Origin of the sequence: Collinsella sp. AM29-10AC, from assembly GCF_003469085.1 — a bacterium.
In the GTDB taxonomy this organism is placed as follows: Bacteria; Actinomycetota; Coriobacteriia; order Coriobacteriales; family Coriobacteriaceae; genus Collinsella.
The window spans coordinates 1-25,434 of the sequence record NZ_QSKB01000034.1 but is presented as its reverse complement, the minus strand read 5'-3'; the positions used below and the strand labels follow the sequence as shown (position 1 = coordinate 25,434).

Sequence of the window (25,434 nt, the reverse complement as noted above, 5' to 3'; positions counted from 1 at the left end):
GGGCGGAGGCGGGGCATGCCCCGCCTCTTACACCACATCTCTGCGCGCTACCTACTTCATGCGCTCTCCTTACAAAATAGGGGCGAACAGATTGCCTGTCCGCCCCAAAATGGTACTCGATTATCTGCGCTACCAGAAAAATCCTACGCCGACGCGCTGTCGCGAGCCGCCTGGCATGTAGGAGTCTGACGCAGCGTAAGCGGCTTGTCCCCCGCCTCGGCCGACGTGGTCAGCGTATATGTGATCGTCGTCGTCTCGCCAGCATGCAGGTCAACGGTGCCCGAATAGAAGGGGATTCCATGCCACGTAGCGGCGCCAAGACCAAACTGGGTGCCCTCGACGGTCAGATCAGTAATGTTGCCGCCCGTCGGTGCAAACAACGAGACATTCAGACGCTCGTCGTCGCGCGCTGCATCGGGTGCGCTCGCCGCGACGTAGTCGGGCAGCTTGCCTGCCTCCTCCTGCGTCATGATGTTCGTCAGGGTAACGGTGATGCGATACGAGCACGTGCCGTCACCGTTCTTGACGCCCTGGCCAATCTGCGTATCGGCATTCAGGTACCAGTCGAGCTTGGAGAAGCTCAGGTTGTTAAAGTAGACACCAGCAACGGGATCTTCACTCGGGTCATCCGGATCGGGCAGCGAGGCGTCGATGTTCATCTGCTTGATAGCGTTCTGCTCGTCATCGTTTTTCATCCACGCGATCAGGCGGCCCTCTTCAGCACCGCGCTCAACGGCGCTGACAAGCTTCGTAACATCGACATCGCCGATACCGCCAAGGATCTTGTCGAAGGCAGCGCTGGCGACGGATGCAAAGATGCCGTCAGACTCCTCGACCGGATAGTTCCAGTACACATCGTGCATGAGGACCTTTGCGGCGTTGGTGCCGTCGACAACCGTTCCGTCGGGCAGCGAGACATTACCGACGAGGCCCAGCAGATACTGCAGGAACACCGGGTCGATACCCACGACGCCGTCAACGTCCTGCCCATACTGGGACTTCCACAGCGCGGCGACACGCTGCGAGTTGCGGGGCCAATCGGGCGAATACGCGTTACCAGAGTTGTACAGGTTACTGTGGTCGCCAAACAGTGCCTCGTCCTCTTCGTCGACGCTCTCAACCGCCTCCTCTTTGCCAAGCGCAATACATGGAACAAACTCGCCAATCGACATCTGGCCGTCGGTGACCGAAATCAGGCCCTGCGAACCGCCAAAGCCGCCGCAGGCACGAATCTCGACGTTGTTCATGGCGTACATAAGGTAGTTGCGCGTCTGGCCGTTGGCGCCGAGCATCTGGGGAAGGACGGGGGCGACTTTCTCCGCCGCGTCAACCGCGCCGTTGAGGGTGGCAAAGCCGTCCTTGGCCTTATCGACCAGCTCGGTCACCTGGGAAATATGAGTATCGCCAATGCCCTGGATCTTCTCGTTGGCGCTCTTGAACACCTTCGAGCTGCTGGAAAGCGAATCGGCGACCGCCTGCAGCGCGGACACGTTAATCATGCCGTCCTGAAACAGCTTGCCGGGCGTGGCCTGCGAAAGGTTATCGGCCATGGGAACCAGCGCATTGCTCGAGACATCGGACAGGGCGTCGATCATGGTGCGGGCCGCATTGATGTCGCTGCCATACACCGGGATAAACGAAGCCGCCGTCCACAGCGGGCTCGAGGTCTCCACCTTCATGCTGTCGCAAAGCTCATCAATCTTCTTCGCGTCGTCAGGCAGCGTCGAAAAATCGCCCGACGTGACCTTGTCCTTAAGGCCACCGACAATCTCGACGGCCTCCTTCGCTTCACTCTTTACGGTCTTTGCCGAGTTAAGCAGCATAAAGCCGCTTGCGCCAAGCGCAACGAGAAGCACCGCGACTACAGCGGCAATAATGGCGCCGGTGTGACGCTTTTTGCGTTCGCCCTTGCGATGGCGATGACGGACCAGACCGTCAGAGGTCGAACTCGACGAAGCGTCGCTACCATAGTTCAAGCCAAAATCGTAATAATCTTCCTTGGAACCCGAGCCCGCAAACTCGGCACCGCTATCATCCAGGCGGGCGAACGTGCCAGTCTCGGAGGCGCCGGTGTAAATCGTGCCAAGGTTACCCGTAAGCCCCGCGCCACCGGCAGAGGGAGTATTGTTGGCGGCCTTGCCGGCATTAACGTTGCCGGCGGCATTCGCGGCGTTGGTAGCACCTGCGTTGTTCGCGGGTACCGAAGGAGCCCCACTCGGCCGCGACGCGGAGGTTGCACCGCCCGCAAAGACATTCCCTCTTGCACGGCCGGTCTTTTTTGCCTTTTGAGACTGCTCGTACAGAGCGGTAAACATCGCCGTCTCGCCCGGGGACACGCGCTTACCGGAACCGCCCTGTCCAGCGCCGCCCGGCGTGCCGGCCTTACCAGCCCCGTTCGGACGCGGCGGAACTGCAGGACGGCCGCTATCGCTGCCCTTAAAGTGATTACCAGCCATAAAGAAATCCTCGCAATTGAGTCGCAATGAAAAAGTCCATAACGTTACTAGTTTATGGCATTTTGAGCATCGACAGCTAAACTCCAGACACGGACATCAATTGGCGAAAATGCGGCACAACACCTTTTCTGTCTTGGCGGCGGCACCAGCTACACCGTGAGAAACATCATCACGATGATCATGGCAAAGCCGATAAGGTCGGTCGGCAAAAACACTGTGCCCAGCATCACGGCGCTGGTGATGGTCGCCGAAACCGGCTCCACAGTTCCGATGAGGCTCGCACGCACCGAGCCGATGTCCTTAACGCCCTGCATATAGAGCATGTAAGCAAAAAACGAGCCGATAACCACGAACACCGCGAGTGCCTCGATACCGGCGGCATCGAGCGCCGGCATATGCGCCCAAGGCTGCACGAAGACGCACGAGACCACGCCCGCCGTGAGCATTGCCGAGCCCGTGACGATGGGGCTGCCGTATTCGGGCAGAATCTTGGCGGGAATCACCGCCATACACGCGGCGCTGACCGCACACATAAGACCTGCTGCCAGGCCAAGCGGCGAGATATTCAGGCTGGTGGGGTCGCCGCCGGTGGCGATTAAAAAGGTTCCACCCAGAGCCAGGCCAATGCCGATGACTTCGCGAGTACGCGGCATGCGGCGATCGATCACGCAGGTGTAGCCCATGATGATAACGAGCTGCAGGCACTGGAGCACCGTCGCGGTCCCGGCGTTCGTCAGGCGCACGGCCGAAAGATAGCAAAACTGGTTGAACAGCAGGCCAAAGGCGGTAAAGAGCAGCAGCTGTTTGCGGTCGGCGGGTGTGGTCCAGAGCTTAATCAGGCGCTCGCGGTCGCGCGTTACAACCACGGCCATAAAGAGTAGACCGGCGAGAATCTGACGCACGCTCATAAGCCACAAGGTGTCGACGTGGAAGGTATCGAACAGAAAGCTCGCGCTGGTGCCCGAGAAGCCCCAAAACGAACCGCCCACCAGCGTAGCCAAGACGCCCGTGATCATCTTGCGCGACGACGCATCGTTAAGGCGCTCGCGCCAGGCGCGGCGGGTGCTACGGCTGAGCTCGTCGGTGCCCTCGGGCACGATAAAATCGGACGCCGCCGTCATCGGTACCGAAGCCCTTTCACGTGCACGCTGCGCCGAGCGCTCCTGTTCCATCCCACTCCCCCGAAATCAATTGGCAACAAAGCGCTCAAACTGTAGCACGAATATTGGTATGGAAAAGCGGGCGAATCGGAACATCTACGAGCGTCCCTATTGTAGGGACGAAAGGTGCGGATGAGCTATGCCGAGTGGTTGGAATCGTCGAGGGCGTCGGGGTCGGCTTCCGCACGCCCCTGGGCACGATCGTCATCGCCTGGGTCCTTGACACTGTCCCGGCCTTCCTGCTCGCGGCGACGTTTTTCGCGAATCTGCTCCACGGCTGCGCGCAGGGCGGCCTCGTCCTCGGCGCGTGCCACCTCTTGCGTTGTCTTGACCATATGGCGAATCTCGAGCAGCAGCAGCACGATCAGCGGCACCACGATAAGCGGAAAGAACAGCAGCGGATTGGTGAGCAGCGACACCACAACGCCCAGGCCTGCCGAGACAAAGACCACGCGGCCCACAACATCGGCGGCGGGCACGGGTGCGGCGTCCTCGACCGGATTGGCGTCACCCTTGGTGTGGTAGACCGGCGAACCGTCGGACGCGGCCTCCACGGATACGATGCGGTGCGTGTTGAGCGAACCCTCCAGCACGTCATCGGACGAATGGAAGGTGATGATATCGCCCACCTGGTAGGCCTGGCTGTTGTCGGTATCGACGACGATAAACGAGTGCACGGGAATCGCCGGCTCCATCGAGCCGGTCAGCGTACGCATAAAGCCGTAGCCCATGATGGTGGGGATCTCGCCGGCGGGCGTGAACACCGTGCGCAGCAGCACCACAAAGGCGACGAGGATCACCACGGTCGCTAACACGTTGATCACGCGGAGCACGTGCTTCATCACTTGTCGTCGTCCTTTGCGGAAGTCTCGGGGTCGGCAGCGACCTCGGCCTCGGTGGCATCCGCCGCAGAAGCGCCATCCTCGTCAGGCGCGGTGGCCACGCCCTCGCCAGCCTCGCCGCGCAAGCGGGCCAGCAGATAGCGCGACAGGCTGTTGCCCTCGGCGCGGCGCTCGGCACGCTCACGGTTGCGCTCGGCCCGCTCCAGCTCTTGCGCCAGCGCGTCCAGGCGCTGCTGCATCTCCGCGCGAGCAGCTTCGACCTCGCGCTCGCAAGCGGCACGGACGGCGGCGACCTCCTGCTCGATGCGCTCCCCCGCCTCGAGCTCGGCCGCGGCAATGCGTGCATCGGCGTCGGCACGGGTCTCCTCGGCGGCACGCGTGGCGGTGTCGCGCTCGGCGGCAGCGGCGGCGACCTTTTCGTTGGCATCCACCGCAGCCTGCTCAACGGCAGAGTCGGCGGCCGCACGGGCAGCATCGATTGCGGCATCGGCGGCCTGCTGGGCGGCGGAGACCTTCGCCTCAGCCGCGGCAACGGTGTCGGCGAGCGCCTGCTCCGCTGCGGCTGCCGAGGCGTCGGCCGCCTCCTGCGCGGCGCGAGCATCGCGCTCGGCCGTCAGCTGCGCTTCCTCAATCTGCAGCTGAGCGGCGTCCAGCTTGGCATGCAGCTCGGCAACTTCCTTGGCGCACGTCTCGCGCACGCCGGCAAGCTCGGCCGCGGCTGCGTCCTTGGCGGCCTGCAGCTCAGCGGCATCGGCGGCCACCTTGGCAGCCAGGGCCGCAGCGGCGTCACTCTCGACCTGCGCGACCTGCTCGGAGGCTGCCTGCTCGGCGGCAGCAACCTTGGCGTCCGCGTCGGCACGAGCGGCCGCGACCTCGGCATCTGCCTCGGCACGCGTCTGCGCCAGCTGCGCCGCCGCAGTCTCACGCGCCTCGACAGCGTCGGCCTCGGCAGCTTTCTTGCCCGCCTCGACATCCTCCAGCGAGCCGCGCAGTTCCTCGGCATCCGCCTCGGCCATCTGAGCGCGCTGCGTCAACGCCAGCTCGCGCGTCTTGGCCTCGTCCAGTTCGTCGGCCAGGTCGTCGCGCTCGTCGGTCAACGCGTGCGCCTGCACCTTCCAGGATTTCACCTGGCCCTGCAGCTCCTCGATCTGCTCGCGCGCCTCGGCCAGCGCCTGCTCGGCGTCGAGCTGGGCCTGCGTGACCTCCTCCACAAACACGCGGCGGACCTCGACATCGGGCAGGTCGGGGCTATCGACCTGCACCTCCTTGATCTCCTTAATAAACTTAGGCGCCACCGGCGCGTGTTGCACGCTCTCGAGCTCCTGCAGGTTGCACTCGTCATCGGTCAGGCTCTTAAAGACGGTGTAGTTGTTGATGAGGTTGGTGTACATCTGCACCATGTACTCGTCATCGAACGCCAGCGCCTGCTGCTGCACGTCGATGTTGTAGCCCACCTTGTCGTAGCGCTCCATAAACTGCCACAGCTGGTAGCACTTGCGGTAGTTGGGGTCTTTCATGATGAGGTTGGTGCGCTGAATGGGACTGCGGACCGCGCTGCACCCGTTCATTATCTGGCAAAACGACGCGCCGCGCAGCGCCATGACCAGGCGGCGCACACGGTCGATGCGCATAAAGACGTCCATGTTGTCGGCGTCGTTCTCGGCAAAGCTCTGGCGGTTTTTGATCGTCATCTCGACGTTATACTCGATCTCTTCGTACGCGTCGTCGATCTTGCTGTGCATCTTAAAGCGGTTGCGGATCTCGTTGCCCGTCGACCAAAAGATCACGTCGGTACGCTTGTCCACAAACGTCAGCAGGCGCTGAATCAGGTGGTAGATAAAGCGATTCTCGTACAGGTCGTAGGTCTCGACGGTATTGACGTTGAGGATGCGCGTGGGATGGACGCCGCCATCGTCGCTCGGCGCCAAAAACTGCGTGTTCTGGCTCAGATGGCGAACACTGTCGGCGCTGATCTTTTTGGCGAGCGAGACCGGCACCACCTCTTCCTCGGTGGTGATAAAGCGGCGGGGCTTTTCGATAATGGTGTTGATGGCGTCGAGCGAGTCCTCGATCATGCTGATCCATTCCTCGTCCACCACCTTGACGAGCTCCTCGCGCTGCTGCTCGATCGTGGTGCCCGAGGCCTGCGCCATCTCAAACAGATAGCGGAAGTAGCGGCTGTCCTCCTGGATGGGCTCCATCTGCTCGGAGAAGCTGGTATAGAGGTCCTGAATGGTCTCGGACATGGGTTACTCCATAGATTGGATCGATCGGAAAGGGGCGGGGCGACATCACGCCGCCCCGCGCTTACAGCATTAGTAAAAGTTCTGGATCCGCTGCAGGTACATGACGGAATCGGGCAGGCCGCCCTCGCCAAAGGTCTTCTCGATGTACTCGATCAGGCCCTTCATCTCGTCGCGCACAAAGCTCACGTTCATGGACTCAAACTTCTTGAGCACCTTGCGGGCGATGATGTAGTCCATACCGCCCAGCTCGGTGCCGCCGCACGCCACGTACACGGGGATAAAGTCGTACATCTGCTTGATGATACGGTTACCAAAGGCCAGCTTAAAGCGGGTCTGCAGGTACTGGTCCAGCTTGTGCATCTTCTGGAGCAGCTCGTCGTCGATCACGTACTCGACCTTGGCCTTCTGGAACAGATACTGCAGGTGGTCGGCCGTCACGTGCACGCGCTCGTGCGGCTCGCACTCAAACGCATCGGCGCGCTCGTTGAGCTCGATGGGGATCGCGCGGTCGTATACCTTGTCCGTGATGGTAAAGGTGGAGTCGTCGTTGTTGGCCGTGCCGATGAACCACAGGCTGTCGGGGATGGTGAGCTTGCCGTCGTGCAGAGCCTTGGGATCGGCGGCCCACTGGGTGGGGACCAGATCGAGTACCCACTCGTCGTGGCTGGGCATCTCGAGCACCGACAGGATCTCGGCAAAGTAGTACTCCACGCGGGCGAGGTTCATCTCGTCGAGCACGATCATGGACGGGTCCTGGCGCAGGCCCGCCTCGTACACGGCGCGGAGGAACTCGGTCTCGTTAAAGCGCTTGGAAAACTCGTTAAAGTAGCCCAGCACCTCGGTGCGATCGCGGAAGCTCGGCTGCACCGACACGATGGTCGCGGGGTTGTCCAGGTAGCGGCTAAAGCTGTAGGGCAGCGACGTCTTACCGGTACCCGAGATGCCCTCCAGGATCAGCAGCTTGGAGGCGGCCATGCCGGCCACAAAGCGGCGGATGATCTCGGGCGTGTAGTAGAGCTTCATCTGGCTGCAGGCGAACGCGCGGAAGCTGTCGACAAAGTCCTCCAGCGAGATGGCATCGTCGTAGACCGGCGATTCCCAGTCGCGGTACTTAAGGTCCACAAGGGACAACTTGGGGAAGCGGTTGGCCTGCGCAATCTCTTTTTCCTCGGCTAGGGTCTTGGCCTCAACGGTGGCCTTGGCCATGGCGGCTGCGGCGTCCTTGACGCCCGCGCCATCGAGCGCGAGCGACGCGTTGCCCGACACCACGGCAGCCGTGGCGCCCTCGCCCGCAGGCGCGCCCGCGGCGGCGCCCACCACGTTGCCCACCGTGGGCAGGTGGTCGTCGGCCAGGGCCGAGGCGCCCACGTACGGAATCTGCTTGGTGCCGCCCATGGCATTGACCTTGAGCGCCAGCAGCTTGTTCTTCTCGTCCATGAGGTCGAGCACCTGCTTGTTCAGGCGACCGATCTCGCGATAGAGCGCCTTGTTGGACGTGTCATCGCGATGCAGGCGGCGGTTGATGCGGTAGCGGTGAACCAAAATGGCCACGATCAGCACGGGGACCGCGATGAGCATGGCAAACAGAATGACCGCGCCGATCTTGCCCACCAGGTCAAACGTGGTGAAGTAGGTCATAAAGATGTTGAAGTACTCAACCCAGCCAAACACCAGCAGGTTGAGGATAGAGCTCACGACGGCAACGACGTTATAGACGACCTTTGCCAGCAGCTCCCAGGCAAATCCCAGAAACTCACTCACCGTCGGTACCCTCCTGCTTGGTCGCGCTCATCGCCGCCTCGGCCTCGGCCTTCAGACGACGGGCCTCCTCGAGCTTGGCCTCGGCCTGGGCGAGCTGCTCGGCGGCGTTATCGGCGGCAACGGTGGCGGTGTCACCCTTGCCCTCGGCATCCACGATGGCAGCCGCGGCGGCCAGGCGGTCTTCCTCGGCCATGGCGCGCTTAAGGTTCATGCCCACCACGATAAGGTGATACACCTGGTAGATAAAGAACAGCAGCATGGGCAGGACAATCACAATGAGGAAGCCCATGGAGCTGGACAGAAAGTCCATGACCTTGCCCATCTGCGGCAGCGCGAACAGGTACTTGCCCACGATATCGCCGTCGCTGATGATGTGCGTATCGGCCACGTCGTTGTTATCGCCCTTGGTGGTAAAGCTGCGCATGCCGTTGACCTCGTCGATGGCGGCGATGCGGTGCGTGTTGAGCGCGTACTCGTTGTCGATGATGGTATGGAACGTCACGATGTCGCCCGCCTCGAGCTTGGAGGTGTCGCACTTTTTGATGAAGATGAGGTCGCCCTTGTTAAACGTGGGAGCCATGGAGTCGGACTGCACGGCGAGCGGGGTGAAGCCGGCGATGTCAGAGACGCTGCCGTCCTCGCGCGTGGCGAGCGTGGTAAACGCATACAGGGCCGCCACCAGGATGATGATCCACATGACAACGCTCAGCGCGATGGATGCGACTTTTTTAACAGATTGCATGATGTCCCTTACTACCGTGTCTGTCTAGGTCGTGCGCGGCCCGGTGGCCGCCGTGCATATCTACTGTTCTTCGATGCCCTCAAAGCGCATCGAAACCGAATAGTTAGCTCCTTTTAGCATATTAGTGCAATTTGGGTCCGTTCCCTCGAGCCATATGCGAACGGTTACCGGCTTGTCCGTATCTTTTATTAGGTCGAACATGTCGCTGGCCGCGTTCGCTGCTCCCGAGTCGAGCCCAAAGACGGTGGCCGCACCAGACGAGCCCCCGCCTCCGTTGGGGTTGTAGACCCAGGTGTGGCCATCGGCGGTAAAGCTCATGCGCATGGCGCTGGCCATACCCTGCGTGTCGGAGCTAAACCGCGTGCCGGAAACGCCGCCGTCGCCATCCTGCCCGGTCAGGCGCACGCGCAGGTCCGTACTGCTCATAAAGTGCAGCGTGAACTCCAGGTAGACACCGGTGGCGGGGTCAGCGGTGGAGCCGTCCTCGAAGGTGAAGGTCTGGTAGTCGCTCGTGGTGACGGGTTTGAGCTTGGATGCGTCGATGTCCACGCCCTTTTCGCTGGCGATGCGTGCCGAGATCTGGTCGAAGCCCGGGCTGTGGACGTATTCGTCGAACGTGGCATGCTCGTCCAGGTCAAAGCGCAGCGAACCGTCGGCGTTGGCGTCGATCATGAGCATGCGGGTTTTGGCGCTATCGGCGATGGAAAACCAGGCGAACGTTGCCATGGCTATCGCCACCAGCGCAAACAACACCAGTACCACGGTGGTGGTGAGCTTGCGGCGCAGGTCGGTGTCGGCGGGCGCGGCGGCGTTGGGCTTGCCGGTGGCGGGCGTGCAGTTGGCGGCGGGTTGCTTACGCGTCATGGCTACTCACCGTCCAGGGTCGCAAAGAGGGCCAGGTGCAGGGTGCCCGGGTCTTGATGCAGGTAGTCGGCGCTATCGGGGTCGGTGCCCTCGATGTAGTAATAGATGTCCAGGCGATAGGTCTGGCCAAGCCCCAGTGTGGCGAGCGTGTTTTGCGGACGCGCGGCCGTCTCGCTCGTGTCCAGCGTAAAGGCGGCCGGGTCCTGTGTCACGTTGGCACCGCAAGCGAGCTGGCCGTTTTGCCAGCCCAGGAGCATGCCCTCGGTGTAGCCCGCCAGGCCTGCAGGGACAGTCGCCGGGTGCTCGGCGCGGTGACCACTATCGGAGCCGTCGAGTTCAAAGATGTTGGTGGCAAGCACCTGGCTGCCGCTCGAGATCTTAATGCCCACGCGAGCCGCGCGCAGCAGTTCGGCATCGGCGCCCTGCGGGACCAGCGATTCGGCCAGATACAGGCTCACCTTGCCCTTAACCTTGCTGGCGCCCGTGCCCGTAATGGTGGGACGCAGGTCAATCCAGCCGTGATAGTAGGTGGAGCCGTTGTCTTTTGCCTGCTCAAACACCGTGGCCTCGCCGGCCGAGTTGTTTTGCGCGCAGGCGGCAAAGCCGTTGAGGTCAAAGGTCGAGACCGGGTAGAGCGTCACGGCGCCATTCGCGCTGGAAGTCAGGGAAACGTCACCCTGCTGCGTCCAGCTGCCGTGATCGGCATCGCCCAGCTCTAGCACCAGCTTGGACGTGTCGCTGTGCACGCTCACCGAGTTGGTGTTGACCTTCATGTTGTTGGTAAACCAGGCGTAGGTCGCGACGCCCAAAGTGGCGGCGAGCGCCACCATAACGAGCGCGATGTAGGCACGCGCGCGACGGGCGTGACGGCGGGCGGCGGCGGGCTCGAGGCGTTCGCGCTCGGCGGCTGCGTTGGAGGGGACCGCGGGGCTCGTGCCCTCGGTTTTGGTCTCGCGGTTATATGCTGGCATGTGCTGCTTTTCTCCCATGACGATTCGCCCCCTTACGCCTTGGCCGCGGCAAAGGCAAGCTGCAGCACCACATCGCGAGCCTGAGCCTCGTCGATGCAATTGGCGTCGCAGCCTTCCATGTACACAACGTAGCGAACGCTTGCCACTTCGTTGGCGGCCAGCGTGCAGATGGGCGTGGCGCCTGCGCGCGCCGCGGGCGTGTCGCCGGTGCCATCCATGCTGTAAGCGCTTATGGCACGCGCGGGGTCGGCGGTGTAGGTCCAGCCCGAGGCACCGGGCGCCACGACCACGCCGTCTTGCGCGGTGGTACGCCTACTGGTGGCGCCCGAGGTGTTGCCCAGATCGTCGCAGGTAAAGATATGCGTTTGCGTGCCCGACTGAGTTGTAATGACCAGGCCCAGACGCAGCGCGGCCAGCAGCTGCGGGTCGTTCGTCACGCTCATCTGGCCCTGATACAGGTACACGTTGAGCGCGCTATCGCTGCCCTTAAGGTACAGCGTGCCCGAAAGGGCGTAGTCGTCCAGCCGCGCGGTGCAGTCGGCGTAGTCGGTCGTGATGCCGGCGGCGTTTTGGAACGTGCCGCGCCAAAAGCGGGAAAGGTCTGCCGTCGAGATGGGATAGAGCGTCTTGTCGGCGGCGGCAAGCGTTGCCGTTGTGTCCCAGGGCCCGTTGGCCGAAAGGCCAATCTGCAGGTCGGAGCCCTCGTCGCTTACCGTGTGCGCCACGGGCGTCACATTGGTGTAGCGCGAATTGCTAAACCACGCGTAGGTGGCAGCGCTCAGGGCGGCTACCAGCACGAGCATCCATGCGGCCGCAGCAACCATCCGACGGCGCGAGCCTAGGATGTCTTTGATGTTCGATGCACTCATACCCAGCCCCCTTACGAACGCTTACCGGCAAAGCGCAGCGCCAGCGATTGCAAGCTGGTGGCGGCGAGATTGTTGGTGCAATCGGGATCGCAGCCTTCCAGCCACACGTACACATCCACGCGCACGGGCGTGCTACGGTTGGCGCCCTCGGCAGCGGCGGGCAGGCTACAGATCTTGGTCGTGGCCTCCTTGAGGCTCACAATGCCGGTGTCTTCATTGTAGTCACAGAAGTTTGCGCTGGTCAGCTGGTCAAAATGAACCGTTGTTCCATCGGAGCGGGTGCTGTCGAGCACCAGGTGATTCTGCTCGTTCTCGCCGGCATCCTTGCCGTCGAGCGTGTTGTAGCGCGCCTGGGGATTGTGTTCGCCCGAGACCTCAAAGACGTACTGGCCCGTAACGGTATCGCCCTGCCCCGGCGCATAGGTAACCAGGCCCACCCGCAGAGCGGTAGAGATGGGGTTTGCCGGGTCCTGCTCGGTAAAGTCGATACCCGACAGGTACACGTCGGTCGCGGCCGAGTTGGTGGCCAGGTACAGGGAAGTCTTGTAGTAGTCGGAATGCTCGGCGGCGCCGAACATGCTGGCAAAGAGCGAGTCCTGGGTGGTTCCGCCGGTAAAGCCCGTTACCTTTTGGAAGCCGTTGAGCACGTTGTCGGTCGAGACGGGATCGAGCAAGCCCACAAAGCTCAGGCCGGCGTTGGTTTTGTATTCGCCGTCGTACTCGTTGGAGATGAGGAAGGTCACGCCCGTGCCCGCGGCCATCTTGACGTCGGTGATGTGGCGGTTGGCGTTGTAGATGTACCAGGCATACGTTACGGCTCCGGCAGCGGCAAGGGCCACCAGCAACGTGGCGAGCATGCGATTGAACTGTTTTCGCAGCGAGCGCGCGTCCGACATGCCCCTCCCCAAAATGCCGTGTTGCAAACTACCTGGACACCATTTGCCCATAATGGGCATTATTTTACGCGAACGTGCAGTTCATCGGGGGTACAAACGCGACTTTTCGTGTGCTGTTCGCGCTGCTGCAGGCTCCGATGGGGCCACAATTCACCAGTTTTTTAAAATAGTTCTTGCCACCGGGTGGGAGCTCCGTTATATTATTCCCTGCGCACTCGCGCACCCTTGATCGGGCGTTTAGCTCAGGGGGAGAGCGCTTCCCTGACACGGAAGAGGTCAGAAGTTCAAATCTTCTAACGCCCACCAAATGTTCGCAGCTCAGAGGCTTCGCCTCTGAGCTGTTTTGTTTTACGCTGCCAAGCCAAAAGGACGCCGCGGCACCCAAAGCGCCCAAACAGCCCCGGTGATTGCCCCGATCAGGCGCGGATGGGTCTCGCAGCCATATATAAATAACCCCCTATAAATTGAGGTTTAATACTTTTCCCGAGAAGTGAACGAGCTTATTTGGACCCCCGGAGCATCCACACTTTTTGACGTTAAAACCGCAGGATTCCAGCAGCAAAACCGCAGGAAACAAGCCCCTAAAAGTGTCGATGTTTCGGGGGCCCATTCTGGCTCGTTCACTTCTCGGGAAAAGTATTAGACCTGGATATATGGCCGCTAATTCTAACCCCCTGTTACCGCCCCTACCAATACTGATGCGCATCGATAACGGCTTGCCAGAGCCAAAATCGCTTCGTTTCGGCACGCGCGTTGGCAAAATATCGCTGCTCTGCACCCATCGCCTTGTTAAAGATGGGGCGCTTATTCCGATGCAGCTTGCGTCGGATGCGTTCGCACAGCCGAACGAGCTTTTCGTAGTCATTTGCTTGGTCGGTTGTCACCGTAAAATACGCTACTCCCTCAAGCAGTTCCAACTCGTTGCGGCGCTCGGCATCCTTGTGGATCTTCTCGCGGCCGTCATGAATGGCATCGCTGTCGTAGTCGACCATCGCGGTCAGTACCTCTGGCAGCAGCCCGGCCTTTACTTTATCCTTGCCCACCTCGACTTTAGCTGTAAGCGTAATGTCGGGCGTGCGCTCCAGCACGCGCAGCTTGCGCTCGCGCCCATCGTTGAGTCCATCGCGAATAAAGACCTTCTTGTTGAGCTCGGCCTTGCCCAATGCATACCCGCCGTAGCGCGTAGGCAGCGACATAAACATGCACAGCCCCGACTCCCTCGGAGAGCGCGACCCCTCGATCACATACGCAAGCAGCGCCTTTGCTTTCGCGAGACCCCTTACCTTTGGGGACGCCTCGATATACGCCGCAATGAGCTCCTTGGTCGTGAGCTTGCTATCGCGCATGCCCGCATCCCTACTGGTCACCCCGCCGGGGGCAAGGTTATCCAACCGGTAGTTCGATGTCATGGCATAGCCGGCATAGATGGCCTCGGCCGCAGAGCTGTCGTGTGCAGCCTGCACAAACGCCAGCTCGGGAGCGCACACGTACGCATCTAGGCCGCCCATCCAGTGGCCCAGCGAGATAAACGAACCCGCCGGGAGCTCGTTGGTGCAGAGATGCGTCTTAACATGTTTGCTCCGCCGACGGTCGGCGCGCGACGGCACCAGCAAATCCAGCGTTTGGATCCCCAGATCATAGCGATCGATAAACTCCTGCGCCTCCTGGTCACAGAGCGCACAGGCGCCCGCGATCGACACGACCTCTGGTTCCGAATCCCCAAAGCGCGGGTTCGGAATGTGCGCCAAAAGCGCCAACGCAGCGTTATGTGAAACGATAAAGTACCCCATGGCGCGAAGATAGCACGCGCGTCGGCGGCGACTCGCGACCCTGGCGAGTTTTCGGCAAACGACCAGCAGTTTTTTGCCGCGGCGCAACCAAAGTGTTCATTCGTCGACGTCTAAATGCAAATCCGTCAAGCTTTTGGCAAGGTTGCCGCTCAACTGACCAAAAGCTGACCAAACACTTGCCCATTTGCTTGACGGCACGCCCCCGCCAAAACGCCCCGCGACTTCTCGGGCGGTCGAAGTGCTCGTTTAGCGACCACACACTCGCCGGTGGGGTATCCTTGGAGCACATGCACCGCAAGCCGCACAAAGGAGCCGCCATGCGCACCGAGCTCGATGTTCCCTTTTCGCACAAAGACAAGGCCAAGGCCCTGGGCGCCAAGTGGGACCGGGTCAAGAAGATCTGGTACGTGCCCGATGGCGTCAACCCCGAGCCCTTTGCCGCGTGGCTGCCCGGCGTGGATCGCTCCGACCCCAGCGCGCCCTACATCTACCTGGGGCTGGGCAAGCGCGAATGTTGGAAGTGCCACGAGCAAACGACGGTCGCGGCCTTTGGCATTCCGTATCGGGTTGCCGAGGACTCGGGCAGCAAGGCCGCGCCCGGCGCAGTACCCGCCATGGATGACACGGGCCACATCGCGATCGACACCGCCCGCGCCAACGCCATAGCCATCGTCCCCGCGCTGGGCTGCGTGCCGGCCGAGATCCGCGACTACCTGCGCGAGCGCTGCGGCTACAAGCCCGTAACGTCGCGCACCACCAAAACCGTATCGCTCGCCAGCACCTGCACCGCCTGCGGCGCGCTGCAAGGCAGCCACTACCTGTTCGAGGAGCCCACGTCGCCGTTTGCGCTCACGGCCATCAACAAGCTGCCCGCGCTGGAGTTCGTGCGCGTGGAAGTCGCCGGCGTCTTTGGCATCCCCGCCAGCCAGGACAACTTTGACCAGGCGCTCTTCACCTGGGCACGCGACCACCACACCCAGTTCCACAAGACCTTGTGCGAGGGGATTTACCTGTAGGGCAAAACTAGAAAATCGAGTATGCGCAGGTAGTTGAGTTGTTGGTATAACGCAGAAAATGTCGAATCACCGGGTTTGCCCGACTAGATATTCAGTCTTCGAAGCTATGACTCCGCATCGTCATAGGTAATGGCGCATCCGCAGGTTGAGCATTGCTGAGGATAGACTGGAAGGCGCAGGCCTGTTCGAGCGCGTGAGTCGGCGGCGTGTTTGTCGCGGACGTCGATGAAGCTGATGTCTAGGCATGGAAGGCCTGCACCGCAGCTTGGGCACGGCAGGTAGATTTGGCTGCAGGTGGCCTCGACGAGCGGGAATAAGCTCCGATCCATCAGAACGCGCGTCAAGTTACCCTATGTGCCGCACGCAATATCGCTTCGCCATCCCATGGCCTCCCCTTTCCCGTTTTAACCGTTGAAGAGAGGATGGCAGGATCGCGCGGTCCTCGATGCGGCGCGGCGCGATCCGATCAATCGACATGATTGAGTTGCGGCAGGCTGCACCTAACTAATACGGAGCAACGGCTTCCGCATGACGACGCGATTCCGAGAAATCGAACTCGGCGCGATGGGCTTCGAGGAATCGAGCGTTGGGGCGCAAGCGATGTTCGTCTGGCTCGCGCAACACCGAACCTGCAAACGCCGCATAATCCGTATGCTGCAGAAGATACGACCCGCAAAGTTGATAGTCGCCGCGTACCAGCTCAAACGAAATCAGATGGGCGTCGAACAGCGAGTGCAGGTCGCGGCGCAGCAGAATACCGTTGCTGACAATCTGCGACTTGGGACCCGAATAGTTCTCGATATGCGCGGCTTCGAGCGCCTCGTCGACATTGCAGCCCGAGACGGCGCATCGACCGGTATAGGCCTCAAAGAGCTGATTGCGGAAACGCTGCTGGCCGATTCGTTCGCGACGCAACGCGTAGCGGACCTTATCATCGTCGCTCACGGGAGCGCCAGAAAACTCCGCCGCGACCGGAGCCTCCTTCATGTAGCTCATATCGGGGAAGAAACGCGCGTCGGGTCCGCCCTTATGGACGGGGCCGTGCAGTACAAACCAGCTGTTCTCCGGCTCGTAACGCTCAACAAACGCTAGGCCCAGAACCTTGTAGCCAGCGCTCGTTGCAAAGAAAACGCCAACGGGAACGCCGCACTCCATGCAGTTGATCATCTTTTGGTTGTAGTCCTGGTCGCGCCAGTTTTCGACCGAAGCACTTTGCGACGAGTACTTGAGCACCCACGTGCCGTCCTCAAGATAGAGCGGCGGAACATCAGGGTAGGCGCCGCGCTTGGAATTGTGCACCGAAAGGGCAAAGGTCTTCTTGCGCGGATGCTTAACGCGCCCGCGACCAGGCCAAAAGATGCCCGAATCGCGCGGCACCGGAAAGAGCTCGGAATCAATCGTCAGACGGAAGGGATATTGAGGGCTATCGGCATTGGTGCGATGCGGAAGCTTGTCCCACAGGCCGCCACGCTGCTCCTCGCGCAAGAACCGCTCCCAGGCCTGGACATATTCGGACGGCACAAAGCTGCAAGCGCGGTCGAAACTCGGCCGAGCAATCAGCGGAACACTAGAAGCGATACCGTCCATAAGGAACCTCCAGGAAGAACAGTTCTTCACATTATCGCCGATCCACGCGGGCTCATATGCAGCTGTTTTGCGCAAAGTCGCCACAAAAGAAAGGGACTGCTTCGATTGAAGCGGCCCCTATCAATTTCGAGTAGATCAGGATAATGGATGCTATTCAGCAGAAACGCCGGCAAGACGGACGGTTACGTTGTATGTAGCCGTATCTTCTGCAGCTTCGTTATTAACGCAATCCGCGTCCGTACCTTCCATCCAAATATACACTCGAAGAATCACTCCGTTGTAACCAACCCGTTTGGCTATCGCTTTAGAGCCCGCGACGTAATCTTCTCCGACTTTCGAGGCACACCAACCGTCATAGTTGTCTGCCTCGATATGCTGGTAGGAAGGAGTAACAGGCGCAGCAGAACCGTTGATGCACGCCCAGCCGTCAATTGCCGAAGCATCATTTCCCTTGCCTTCAACTGCATAGGGGGCATAGACGCATTTCAGAGTCTCTGCTCCAGTACCGTTACCATCCGCATCGGCATTCTGAATCGTCAATCCAACGCGCAAGGATTTGGGGATGGTGTCAGTCGTAGCATCACCGTTGACCGTTACTTCGACGGGATTTTCAGAAGGATCCGCAAGATATACGTCTGCAAATCCGGTATCCGAAATCGTATAGAGGATGTACTCACCTTTTAGAAACGCATAGTGCGTCTCTCCGCCAGCTTCGTACTCTCCAGCCTTGCCACCTGCGGTGAAATTGAGCTTGGTATAAGTGGTGACCTTTCCATCTTCGCCCCAACCCTGGCAGGCATACCAATCCGCCATATTGTCAGTCGAGGAAGGAGTGATTTTGCCTCCAAGCTCGGTCGCCGCGAGAGAATCCTGAGCGCCACCATGCTGGGCGCCTTTCGACTTCTGAGCGATCTGAAGAATAAACCCGTTCGTGGTGGCACCGATCGTAGACGTTTTTGCGCTGACCGTATTGTTGGCAACATACCAAGCATACGTGGCGGCGGATAGTGCGAAACCAGACAGCACAACCGCGGCAGCCGCGGCAACGAGCTGAACCTTTAATTGTTGAGATCGTTTTGCCATCCGATTAACCTATTCTAAAAAACCAGGGGCCGACGGTTCGGCCCCCGGCGAAAGTCGAGCTTTATGTATAAATGGATTGATTACTTAAACTCGGTCGGCGTCGCCTCGAAAGTAACCGTCACGCCGCAATCCTTTGCGATGTTCTCCAGGTTGGTGGTATAAACCTCGGAGTCAGCGCCATCGTAGTAGACATAGACCTTTACGGTAGCATCCTTGTTCTTTGCAATACCGTCGGCCTTGATGATTCCATTAGTGTTCGAGCTGCTCTCTTTGCCTGCTTTTGACCAAACGGCCCACTCATTATCGCACATTACAAGCACGCGCATAGCAGAGTCGAGTTTGGAATTAGACGTATTGTTAATCTCAACGCCAGTTACCTTCAAGTTGGTAAAGGTACCATCATAAGTACCGGTACCGATATAAAAAGTATTTGCAAGGGTGTAATCCTTGGTCGCAGCCGTTTCAGGATTACCAACGGCGAAACGCGTGTCATCCTTCTCATCGGGCGTGGCCTTATCCTTTGCATAGGCACTTTCGAATTGCCAGACGCCATCCGCCTCACTGGCAGCTTTATTACCAGTGTTATCGAAATTCCTCTTCCATTGAGCGGGATAAAGCTTGGTATCAGCATCAAACGTCTCAGAAGCGGTAGCCGAACCCGTGGACGTTGTCTTCGTAGAACCGGCATCCGCATTATCAATCACCAGATATGCAGAATTCGACTGCGCGCTAATGTTGGTAGTCGTCGCCTTAACCGTGTTGTTGCTGACAAACCATGCGAAGGTGGCGGAGCCGAGGGCTACGGCTGCCACGAGGACCATGGCGATGGCGGCGCCCATCTGCTTCTTTAATGCCTTGGTATCCATACGGACCCCTTTCTTTCCCCATTCATCCCAGATGACCCTCGAGAAGCCCGGAAGGGGAGCCCGCGCTTTCGTGTTGGATGTTGCTTGCCCATCCTTTTGATATAGAGTTGAGAATACCATAATTCTTACGATTTCCTTATGAGTTTTCGGCAGCCTACATTCCGGCAGATTCATAGGTCTACCTCGGGTTATATGTGGTGCTATGTGAACATCGTTACCTTATTTGATCTCTCTCCTGCAAAGCCGTAAGTCCCTCTTAAGCCTTGCGACCGCAGTTCCACACCATCGCACACATTCACCCTCCGCCGAGCTTCGCCCTAGTCCTTCCCCACCCGCTATACTGATGTAGCACGTGTAATTTCTGCCTGCTTGTGCGGGCTATTTGCCGGGAGGGCTCTATGGCTGCCGCCAATCAACCCAAGGGAAGCGTTTCTGCCGGATCGATCAAGCCGGTGACGCGCAAAGCCGTTCGCTGCCAGCGCGAGGTCGCCTGGCTGGTCACGCAGGCGGCCGGCAAGCTCGTCGCCACCACCGACGACGTCAACGCGCCCACGCCCAGCTTTGTGCTGGCGGCCGCGTTGTCATACACCCGCGAGCAGGAGCAGGCCGCCCGGGACGGTGAGCACGCGATTGACTACGAGGCCGTCATGGGCCCCGACCTTGCGAGCTTTTGCCTGGCTGCGGGGCTGCCCGCAGCACCCAACGCGCTTTCGGACGCGGGCTACATGTTCACCCTCTCGGGCGCGGATCTGATCCGCGACCTTTATGCCTACTGCGGCGACCTGGGCGAACGCATGGGAGACGCGGCGCAGGTCAAACCGGGCTACGCGATCAAACTCGTGCTGCGGTTGTTCTTGCTGGACGGCGCCGCTGGCGACGTCGCCTCCTCCAAAGACAACGCCTCCGCATAACAAAAGCGCCGGGCCGGAAAATCGATTCCGGCCCGGCGCCTGTTCGTTCTACTTGTCCCCGTCCCCTGCGGGCGAGTTCTTTTGGTTGCGACGGTTACTCCAAGTCACGTTGTGTTCCTTGTAGTAATCAGGCGCCTCGTTGCCGCTCGCGCTAATGGGATCGCTGCCGGTCAGGGTATCGGCAATATCCTGCACGAACTTAACGAACAGGCTCGAGTCGTCGGTCTCGGACGAATCAAAATCAAAACCGAACTCCACAGCGCCGCCGATGATCTTGTCCACGCACTCCGGGTCGTCGCCGTCCAGCCAAATGACCACGGTGTACTTGTCCACATCGCCCACGCGGAAGTTCGCGTGACTAATGGTCGTCACCACGTCTTTGGACGCAAACGGCTCGGTGTTGGGCTCGGGGTTACCGTCGGCCGCGGCGGCCGCGTAGGTGGTGGGCTCGCCGTTACGATACACCCTCACGCGCGCCGCCTTCTCCACGCCCTTGCTGGCGCTGACCACCTTGAGCTTGGCGCTGTAGCCCAGATCGGTCTTGCCGGCGTTGCGGATATAGAAGGTGTACGCCACGTAGTTCTTGCCGTTGTGGCTGCCGTCGATATCGTCCAGGTTGTCGGGCAGGTCCTCGGCAGCGATATTGGTGCCGTTGTCCAAGGCGTCGGCGGCCAGGCGCGCGGTGGCGTTGTTAAAGTCGCCGTTGTCGGCAATGGCCACGCCGCGGCGGAACAGCTCCAGGCGGTTGAGGTTGATAGTGAAGTTACCCATGTTTTCCTGCATAAACGACAGGGCGAACAGCACGCCAAAGGCAAGCGCCAGCACCACGAGGGCCTTTTGCAGTTTGTCCATGCGCAGCAGCGCCGCGCCGATGCGCTCCATGCGGCGCTTGGGCATGTACATGGAGACGACCGCGTCGGGGTCGATGTCCTCGAGGTCCTGGTCGGCCAGTGCCTGCTCCAGCTCCTCGATGCGCACCACGCCGCGCAAGTCGCGCTTGGGTTTGGGCTTGCGCTTGCCGAAGCGCTTGCGGGAGGTGGGAGGCTGATCGAGGGCGGAGTCCTCGCCGGGCGCGTCCTCGGCATTGACGCGGGGTGCGTCTTGGGGCGCGCGCACGGCCTGGTCCTCGGCCTGATGCTCGGCCTGACCTTCGGCCAAATCCTCAGCCATGCCCTCGGCATGATTCTCGGCTACACCCTCGGCCAAATCCTCGGCAGCTTGATCTTTGTCGTTACGCTTGAACAGAGCCATGGCGATCAGATCTTATATTTGGTGCGAATGTAGCCGACGTATTCTTTGACGAGCTCGCGCTCCATGTCGTCGGCGTAGCGGAACTGCAGGCCGCAGACGTTGCGGTACAGGCTGCCCTTGGGCGCGCGGCGCACCCAGCACACGATGCCCAGCTGCTCGGGCAGCTCGTGACGCTCGCCCTGCAGGCGGATCGTGGGCATTTGCACGGACAGGGCCTCGCCCACGTCGGGATAATCGTTGAGGTAGACGGCCAGACCGCCGGCCGAGACGTCGATGGTCATGGCGTCCTCGGGCTCGGGGGTCGGCGCGTTGTCGCGCTGGTAGGTCAGGCGCATGGCGACCTTAAAACGCTCGTCGCGGCGCTTGACAAAGGTGCGCTGCTCGGCGACTTTGCGCATTTTCCAGTAGGTGCGGATGCCCTTTTTCTCGACCGACTCGGGGTAGCCGGCGAGCACGAACGTCTCCTCGCCCACTTTGTATTGCAGCAGCAGCTTTTGGTTTTCGTCCATGATGAGCGGCTTGCCGGCGAGCATGGGCGCGCTCATAAGAAAGTACGCGTCGTCCAGGTTCTCTTTGTACGTGGCGAGCATGTTGAAGTCGGTTTTTTGGCCCATGGGCACGTCGAATGCCACCTGAAGCTTGGTCCCCGGCGTTATCTGTTGCTCTGCCATGTTGTCTCCCCCAGTCGCGGGCGCCGATATCATCGTCGTGCGCGATGCACATTGGGCTATTGTACCTGCTTTGCTGGAGGTTTCGATGTGCAGCGCGTGAAATGGCGGGATGCAGGGCGCGGGTGAACGTGCAGCTGCTCCGCGCGCGGCATCAATCTAACAGCGATGCATGTCCCCGACAGGCCGTCTGTCTATCTCTCAGCCATCTCTCATTTATCTCTCAGCTTAGAGATGAGTGAGAGATGAGAAACAAAAATGCCGTTATCGGTTCAAGCAAATCACGTTCGCGCAGGTAAACTCATGTATACGGGAACTTTGCCTCGATCCCTCAGCCATCTTGCAGCATTGCTATCTCTCATATTTATCTCTCATCTTTCAGCTATCTCTCGTGTTAGTGACGAATGAGAGATGAGAGATGCGTGAGTGATGCATGAGCGTGGATTATTGGACGGTCGGAAAATCCCTCAAACAAAAAACGGGGCCGGCCTTACGCCGAGCCCCGTTTTCAAACGGTCAGTTAGTTATCCAACGCGCGAGCATAGCAGTCAACATTATGCCGCTGCGAACACTCCCAAGCCCGTTCCGATGATGCAGATTGCGAAGATGCCCAAGATGATCCAAATGGTCTTGACGCCCTTTTTATAGAGGGCAACGCAAGCGAACGTTGCCAGCAAGGGCAGCAGACCGGGGAAGATCGAATCGAACAGATCCTGCAGGACAATCTCCGAACCACCCACGTCAAAGGTCAAAGCCGTGGACAGCGAGACCTGTGCCGCAATCATGGCGCCGATAACGGTCATTCCGAGAACACCGGCAGCATGCGTCATGCGAGACATAAGGTTGCTCTCTTCGGACTGCTGCAAAAACTTGGTTCCCAAGTCGTAACCCAGATGGGCGGCGACGATACGCGTTGCAAAGTTAATCACGGAGTAGATGAGCGCGTACACGATGGGGCCGAGCGGGTTGCCCGTCGAAGCGATGCCAATACCAATGCCGGCGGCAACCACGCGGAACGTACCCCAGTAGAACGAATCGCCGATGCCGGAAAGCGGTCCCATAAGTCCGACCTTCATGGCGTTAATCGAGGACGTGTCGAAGTTCTTATCGGCAGCCGCCTGCTCTTCCATCGAAACCGTTAGGCCGGCTACAAACGGAAGCACATGAGGCGTGATGTTAAAGAACTCGGTATGGCGATCGAGCGCCGCATAGTAATCGTCGTCGTTGGGATAGATCTTACGCAGGGGCTTCTGAATGGTGTACATGAAGCCCATTGCCATCATCTTGTCGTACGACTGCGAGCACTGGCTCGTAAACTGGCGAAGGAACATGCTCCGATACATATCGGGAGTCATAATCGCGTCCTTCTTGGCCTCTTTGAGGTCGGTGTTCTGGATAGCCATTAGAAGTCCTCCTCTTCATCTGCAGCAACCGTCTGCGGACCGGACGAGCCCTCGCGGAAGGCCAGGAGCAGCGCGACGCAAATGGCAGCTGCGGCGACGCCGACCACGTCCATCTTGAGGTAGATGACCATAATGAAGCCCAGGAACAGCCAGGGAAGGAGCTTGTTATCGCCCATGGTCCTGATAAGAAGAGCGAAGCCGATGCAGACCATGACGCCGGACGCAACGTTGAGGCCGTCCATCACAAACTGCGGAATCGCGTTGAGCGCATTGTTGATGAGGTCGGCACCAAAGAACAGTGAGCCAAACACCAGCAGTGCAGACGGAATGCCAATCGACAGCGGCACGATGGTCAGATGGTACAGATTCGCCTTGGCAAGATCGCGATTTGCCAGAGCGGTCTCAATCTTCTTGCAGGCAAAGGCACCCGGAACGGCGTAGCAGAAGTTGCGCCACACCTGAAGGAAGACGGAGACGGGAAGGGCGAGCGCGACGGCAGTTGCCGTGCCTGTACCCGTAATGACAGCAAACGCGCAGCCAAGTACGCCGGAGGCATAGACCTCGGGAGGAACCGCCGCGCCGACCATGATGGCGTCCATGAACATGGACTCCAAAGCAGCGCCGACGATAACGCCCTGCTGGACATCGCCAAGGATCAAGCCGACAAACAGGCTCGTAAACAGCGGACGACCAAGCATCGTAATGCCAAATAATTGCTCGTCCATGGACGCAATAAATGCGACCAGTGCAACTAGAAGATACTGGACAACCATTTCGATCAACCCCAGAAACAGGTCTGCAGGCGAGGCATTCTGCGCAGCTCGCCTGCAGACAACCGCAGCAATTTGAGAGGATTAGTAGTTCATCTGGTGATAGTAACGACGCGTGGTGAGCGGGTGGTTACGGACGTGCTCGAGATGGCAGCTCAGACGCTCGGTGATGGTGTAGGTGACCATCGGGGAGACGATCTTGCGGAACTCGGGGTCGCTGAACGGCAGCTCGACCTCGGCGGTGTCAAACTTGTTCACGCGGACGTTGACGCCCTTCTCGTCGGCGAGCATGTGAGTGAAGTTGTCCACGCGGTCCATGAGCTTACGGGTGTCGTCCTCGCCGTAGAGCATGATGAGGCTCGTGCCCTCCTCGCACAGCTCGATGGTGCCGTGGAAGAACTCGGCGGCGTGGATGGACTTGGTCTTGATCCACTGCATCTCCTCGAGGATGCACATGGCGTAGTCGTAGGCCTCACCCCAGAGCATGCCGGAGCCAATCACCATGTGGTAATCGGTGTCCTTGAAGTCCTCGGCCATGGCGGCGCAGCGCTCGTCCTGAGCGTCCTTGGCCTTGATGAGGTACGGAGCGATGTTGCCGAACTCTTCCATGAAGGTGTCGTACTTGGGGAAGGCGCCGGCGTTCTTGAGGAAGCGGGCGACCAGCGTGATCTGGTAGGTGTAGATGGCCTCGCACAGAACGTCGTCCTCGGCGAAGCTGAAGAACTTGTAATCGGCGTACTCGGTGGCCGGGGTGTTGTCGTTGGAGACATACATCAGCGTGCGGGCGCCCTGCTCCTGGCAGAACTTGGCAGCCTCAATGATCTCGGGGGTGGTGCCGGTACGGGTGGAGAAGACGCAGACAGAATCCTTGTTGAAGGTCTTGGGCGGGCAGGCGAGGAACTCTGCGGCGATCTCGCAGTGGACATCGACGTCGGCCGTGGTGGTCTCGACCCAATACTTCATCGGGAGCGTGTGGGCCCAGGTGCCGCCGCAGCCGATGAAGAAGATGTTGGAATAACCCTGCTCGCAGACCTCGTCCACGGCAGCCTCAATCTGAGGACGGAGAGCGAGGGCATCGCTCACAACCTTCTCGTAACGAGGCTCATCGAAATTGAACATCCCTTACTCCTAACTCACTTGGATGAACCCTTCATTCATCCCATGACGTTATAATACTTTATATAACTAACTATGCAAGAACTATTTCAGATTTTTTTGATTTTTCTTTAATCAGAACCACCCTTAAAAAGGGTGGTTTGCTCTTAGGGTATAACCCACGGGC

Annotated in this window: 21 protein-coding genes and 1 tRNA gene; 3 read left to right on the top strand and 19 right to left on the bottom strand. The window is 59.9% G+C overall.

What is annotated here, in order from left to right; translation table 11 throughout:
• Positions 1–143: 143 nt before the first annotated feature.
• The 10 genes from DW754_RS09865 to DW754_RS09820 form a co-directional block, all read right to left on the bottom strand.
• Positions 144–2,456, bottom strand: a complete 2,313-nt coding sequence (locus DW754_RS09865) for a DUF4012 domain-containing protein (RefSeq protein WP_117759900.1) — start codon at positions 2,454–2,456, stop codon at positions 144–146.
• A 149-nt stretch (positions 2,457–2,605) separates the two neighbouring features.
• Entirely contained in the window at positions 2,606–3,628 is a 1,023-nt protein-coding gene (locus DW754_RS09860; RefSeq protein ID WP_233508933.1) for a DMT family transporter, read from the bottom strand.
• Between the two features lie 125 nt (positions 3,629–3,753).
• Positions 3,754–4,458 (bottom strand): signal peptidase I, encoded by a 705-nt coding sequence (locus DW754_RS09855; protein WP_117759904.1) that lies wholly within the window; start codon positions 4,456–4,458, stop codon positions 3,754–3,756.
• Positions 4,458–6,704, bottom strand: coding sequence for a DUF2357 domain-containing protein (locus DW754_RS09850; protein WP_117833498.1), 2,247 nt, complete (start codon positions 6,702–6,704; stop codon positions 4,458–4,460). Before DW754_RS09850 ends, DW754_RS09855 begins: the two co-directional genes overlap by 1 nt.
• A 69-nt stretch (positions 6,705–6,773) precedes the next feature.
• A complete protein-coding gene (locus DW754_RS09845; RefSeq protein WP_117833497.1) occupies positions 6,774–8,465 on the bottom strand; it encodes a hypothetical protein in 1,692 nt (563 codons plus the stop codon).
• Positions 8,458–9,207, bottom strand: a complete 750-nt coding sequence (locus DW754_RS09840) for a signal peptidase I (RefSeq protein ID WP_117759709.1) — start codon at positions 9,205–9,207, stop codon at positions 8,458–8,460. The genes DW754_RS09845 and DW754_RS09840 overlap by 8 nt, the downstream gene beginning before the upstream one ends.
• A 60-nt stretch (positions 9,208–9,267) precedes the next feature.
• On the bottom strand, positions 9,268–10,071 hold the full coding sequence (locus DW754_RS09835; protein WP_117759711.1) for a hypothetical protein: 804 nt from the start codon (positions 10,069–10,071) through the stop codon (positions 9,268–9,270).
• A gap of 2 nt (positions 10,072–10,073) precedes the next feature.
• A complete protein-coding gene (locus DW754_RS09830; RefSeq protein WP_147336399.1) occupies positions 10,074–11,042 on the bottom strand; it encodes a hypothetical protein in 969 nt (322 codons plus the stop codon).
• 32 nt (positions 11,043–11,074) lie between these two features.
• Entirely contained in the window at positions 11,075–11,911 is an 837-nt protein-coding gene (locus tag DW754_RS09825; protein WP_117759715.1) for a hypothetical protein, read from the bottom strand.
• Positions 11,912–11,922: 11 nt separating this feature from the next.
• Positions 11,923–12,807, bottom strand: coding sequence for a hypothetical protein (locus DW754_RS09820; protein ID WP_117759717.1), 885 nt, complete (start codon positions 12,805–12,807; stop codon positions 11,923–11,925).
• Between the two features lie 231 nt (positions 12,808–13,038).
• On the opposite strand from DW754_RS09820, the gene DW754_RS09815 reads away from it, so the two are divergent.
• A tRNA-Val gene (locus DW754_RS09815) sits at positions 13,039–13,113 on the top strand.
• A 380-nt stretch (positions 13,114–13,493) separates the two neighbouring features.
• On the opposite strand, the gene DW754_RS09810 is transcribed toward DW754_RS09815, so the two are convergent.
• Positions 13,494–14,507 (bottom strand): hypothetical protein, encoded by a 1,014-nt coding sequence (locus DW754_RS09810; protein ID WP_118072030.1) that lies wholly within the window; start codon positions 14,505–14,507, stop codon positions 13,494–13,496.
• Between the two features lie 407 nt (positions 14,508–14,914).
• On the opposite strand from DW754_RS09810, the gene DW754_RS09805 reads away from it, so the two are divergent.
• The gene (locus tag DW754_RS09805; RefSeq protein ID WP_117759721.1) at positions 14,915–15,613 is read left to right on the top strand and encodes a DUF5710 domain-containing protein; all 699 of its coding nucleotides are present in this window, start codon (positions 14,915–14,917) and stop codon (positions 15,611–15,613) included.
• A gap of 504 nt (positions 15,614–16,117) precedes the next feature.
• Here DW754_RS09805 and DW754_RS09800 read toward each other — a convergent pair.
• The 3 genes from DW754_RS09800 to DW754_RS09790 form a co-directional block, all read right to left on the bottom strand.
• Entirely contained in the window at positions 16,118–17,200 is a 1,083-nt protein-coding gene (locus DW754_RS09800) for an HNH endonuclease (protein ID WP_117759723.1), read from the bottom strand.
• Positions 17,201–17,350: 150 nt separating this feature from the next.
• A complete protein-coding gene (locus DW754_RS09795; protein WP_117759725.1) occupies positions 17,351–18,283 on the bottom strand; it encodes a hypothetical protein in 933 nt (310 codons plus the stop codon).
• An 80-nt stretch (positions 18,284–18,363) separates the two neighbouring features.
• Entirely contained in the window at positions 18,364–19,149 is a 786-nt protein-coding gene (locus DW754_RS09790) for a hypothetical protein (RefSeq protein ID WP_117759727.1), read from the bottom strand.
• A gap of 398 nt (positions 19,150–19,547) precedes the next feature.
• On the opposite strand from DW754_RS09790, the gene DW754_RS09785 reads away from it, so the two are divergent.
• Positions 19,548–20,060: a hypothetical protein gene (locus DW754_RS09785; RefSeq protein WP_117759729.1), complete on the top strand. Its 513-nt coding sequence runs from the start codon at positions 19,548–19,550 to the stop codon at positions 20,058–20,060.
• Between the two features lie 48 nt (positions 20,061–20,108).
• Here the strand turns inward: DW754_RS09785 and DW754_RS09780 are convergent, their stop codons facing one another.
• From DW754_RS09780 to DW754_RS09760, 5 genes are all read right to left on the bottom strand, one after another.
• Complete coding sequence (locus DW754_RS09780) at positions 20,109–21,311, bottom strand: hypothetical protein (protein WP_117759731.1); 1,203 nt, start codon at positions 21,309–21,311, stop codon at positions 20,109–20,111.
• A gap of 5 nt (positions 21,312–21,316) precedes the next feature.
• The gene (locus DW754_RS09775) at positions 21,317–21,982 is read right to left on the bottom strand and encodes a PilZ domain-containing protein (protein ID WP_158561653.1); all 666 of its coding nucleotides are present in this window, start codon (positions 21,980–21,982) and stop codon (positions 21,317–21,319) included.
• 551 nt (positions 21,983–22,533) lie between these two features.
• On the bottom strand, positions 22,534–23,382 hold the full coding sequence (locus DW754_RS09770; RefSeq protein ID WP_192924133.1) for a PTS system mannose/fructose/sorbose family transporter subunit IID: 849 nt from the start codon (positions 23,380–23,382) through the stop codon (positions 22,534–22,536).
• A complete protein-coding gene (locus DW754_RS09765) occupies positions 23,382–24,155 on the bottom strand; it encodes a PTS sugar transporter subunit IIC (protein WP_117759735.1) in 774 nt (257 codons plus the stop codon). The genes DW754_RS09770 and DW754_RS09765 overlap by 1 nt, the downstream gene beginning before the upstream one ends.
• An 81-nt stretch (positions 24,156–24,236) precedes the next feature.
• Entirely contained in the window at positions 24,237–25,271 is a 1,035-nt protein-coding gene (locus DW754_RS09760) for an SIS domain-containing protein (RefSeq protein WP_117640663.1), read from the bottom strand.
• Between the last annotated feature and the right edge of the window lie 163 nt (positions 25,272–25,434).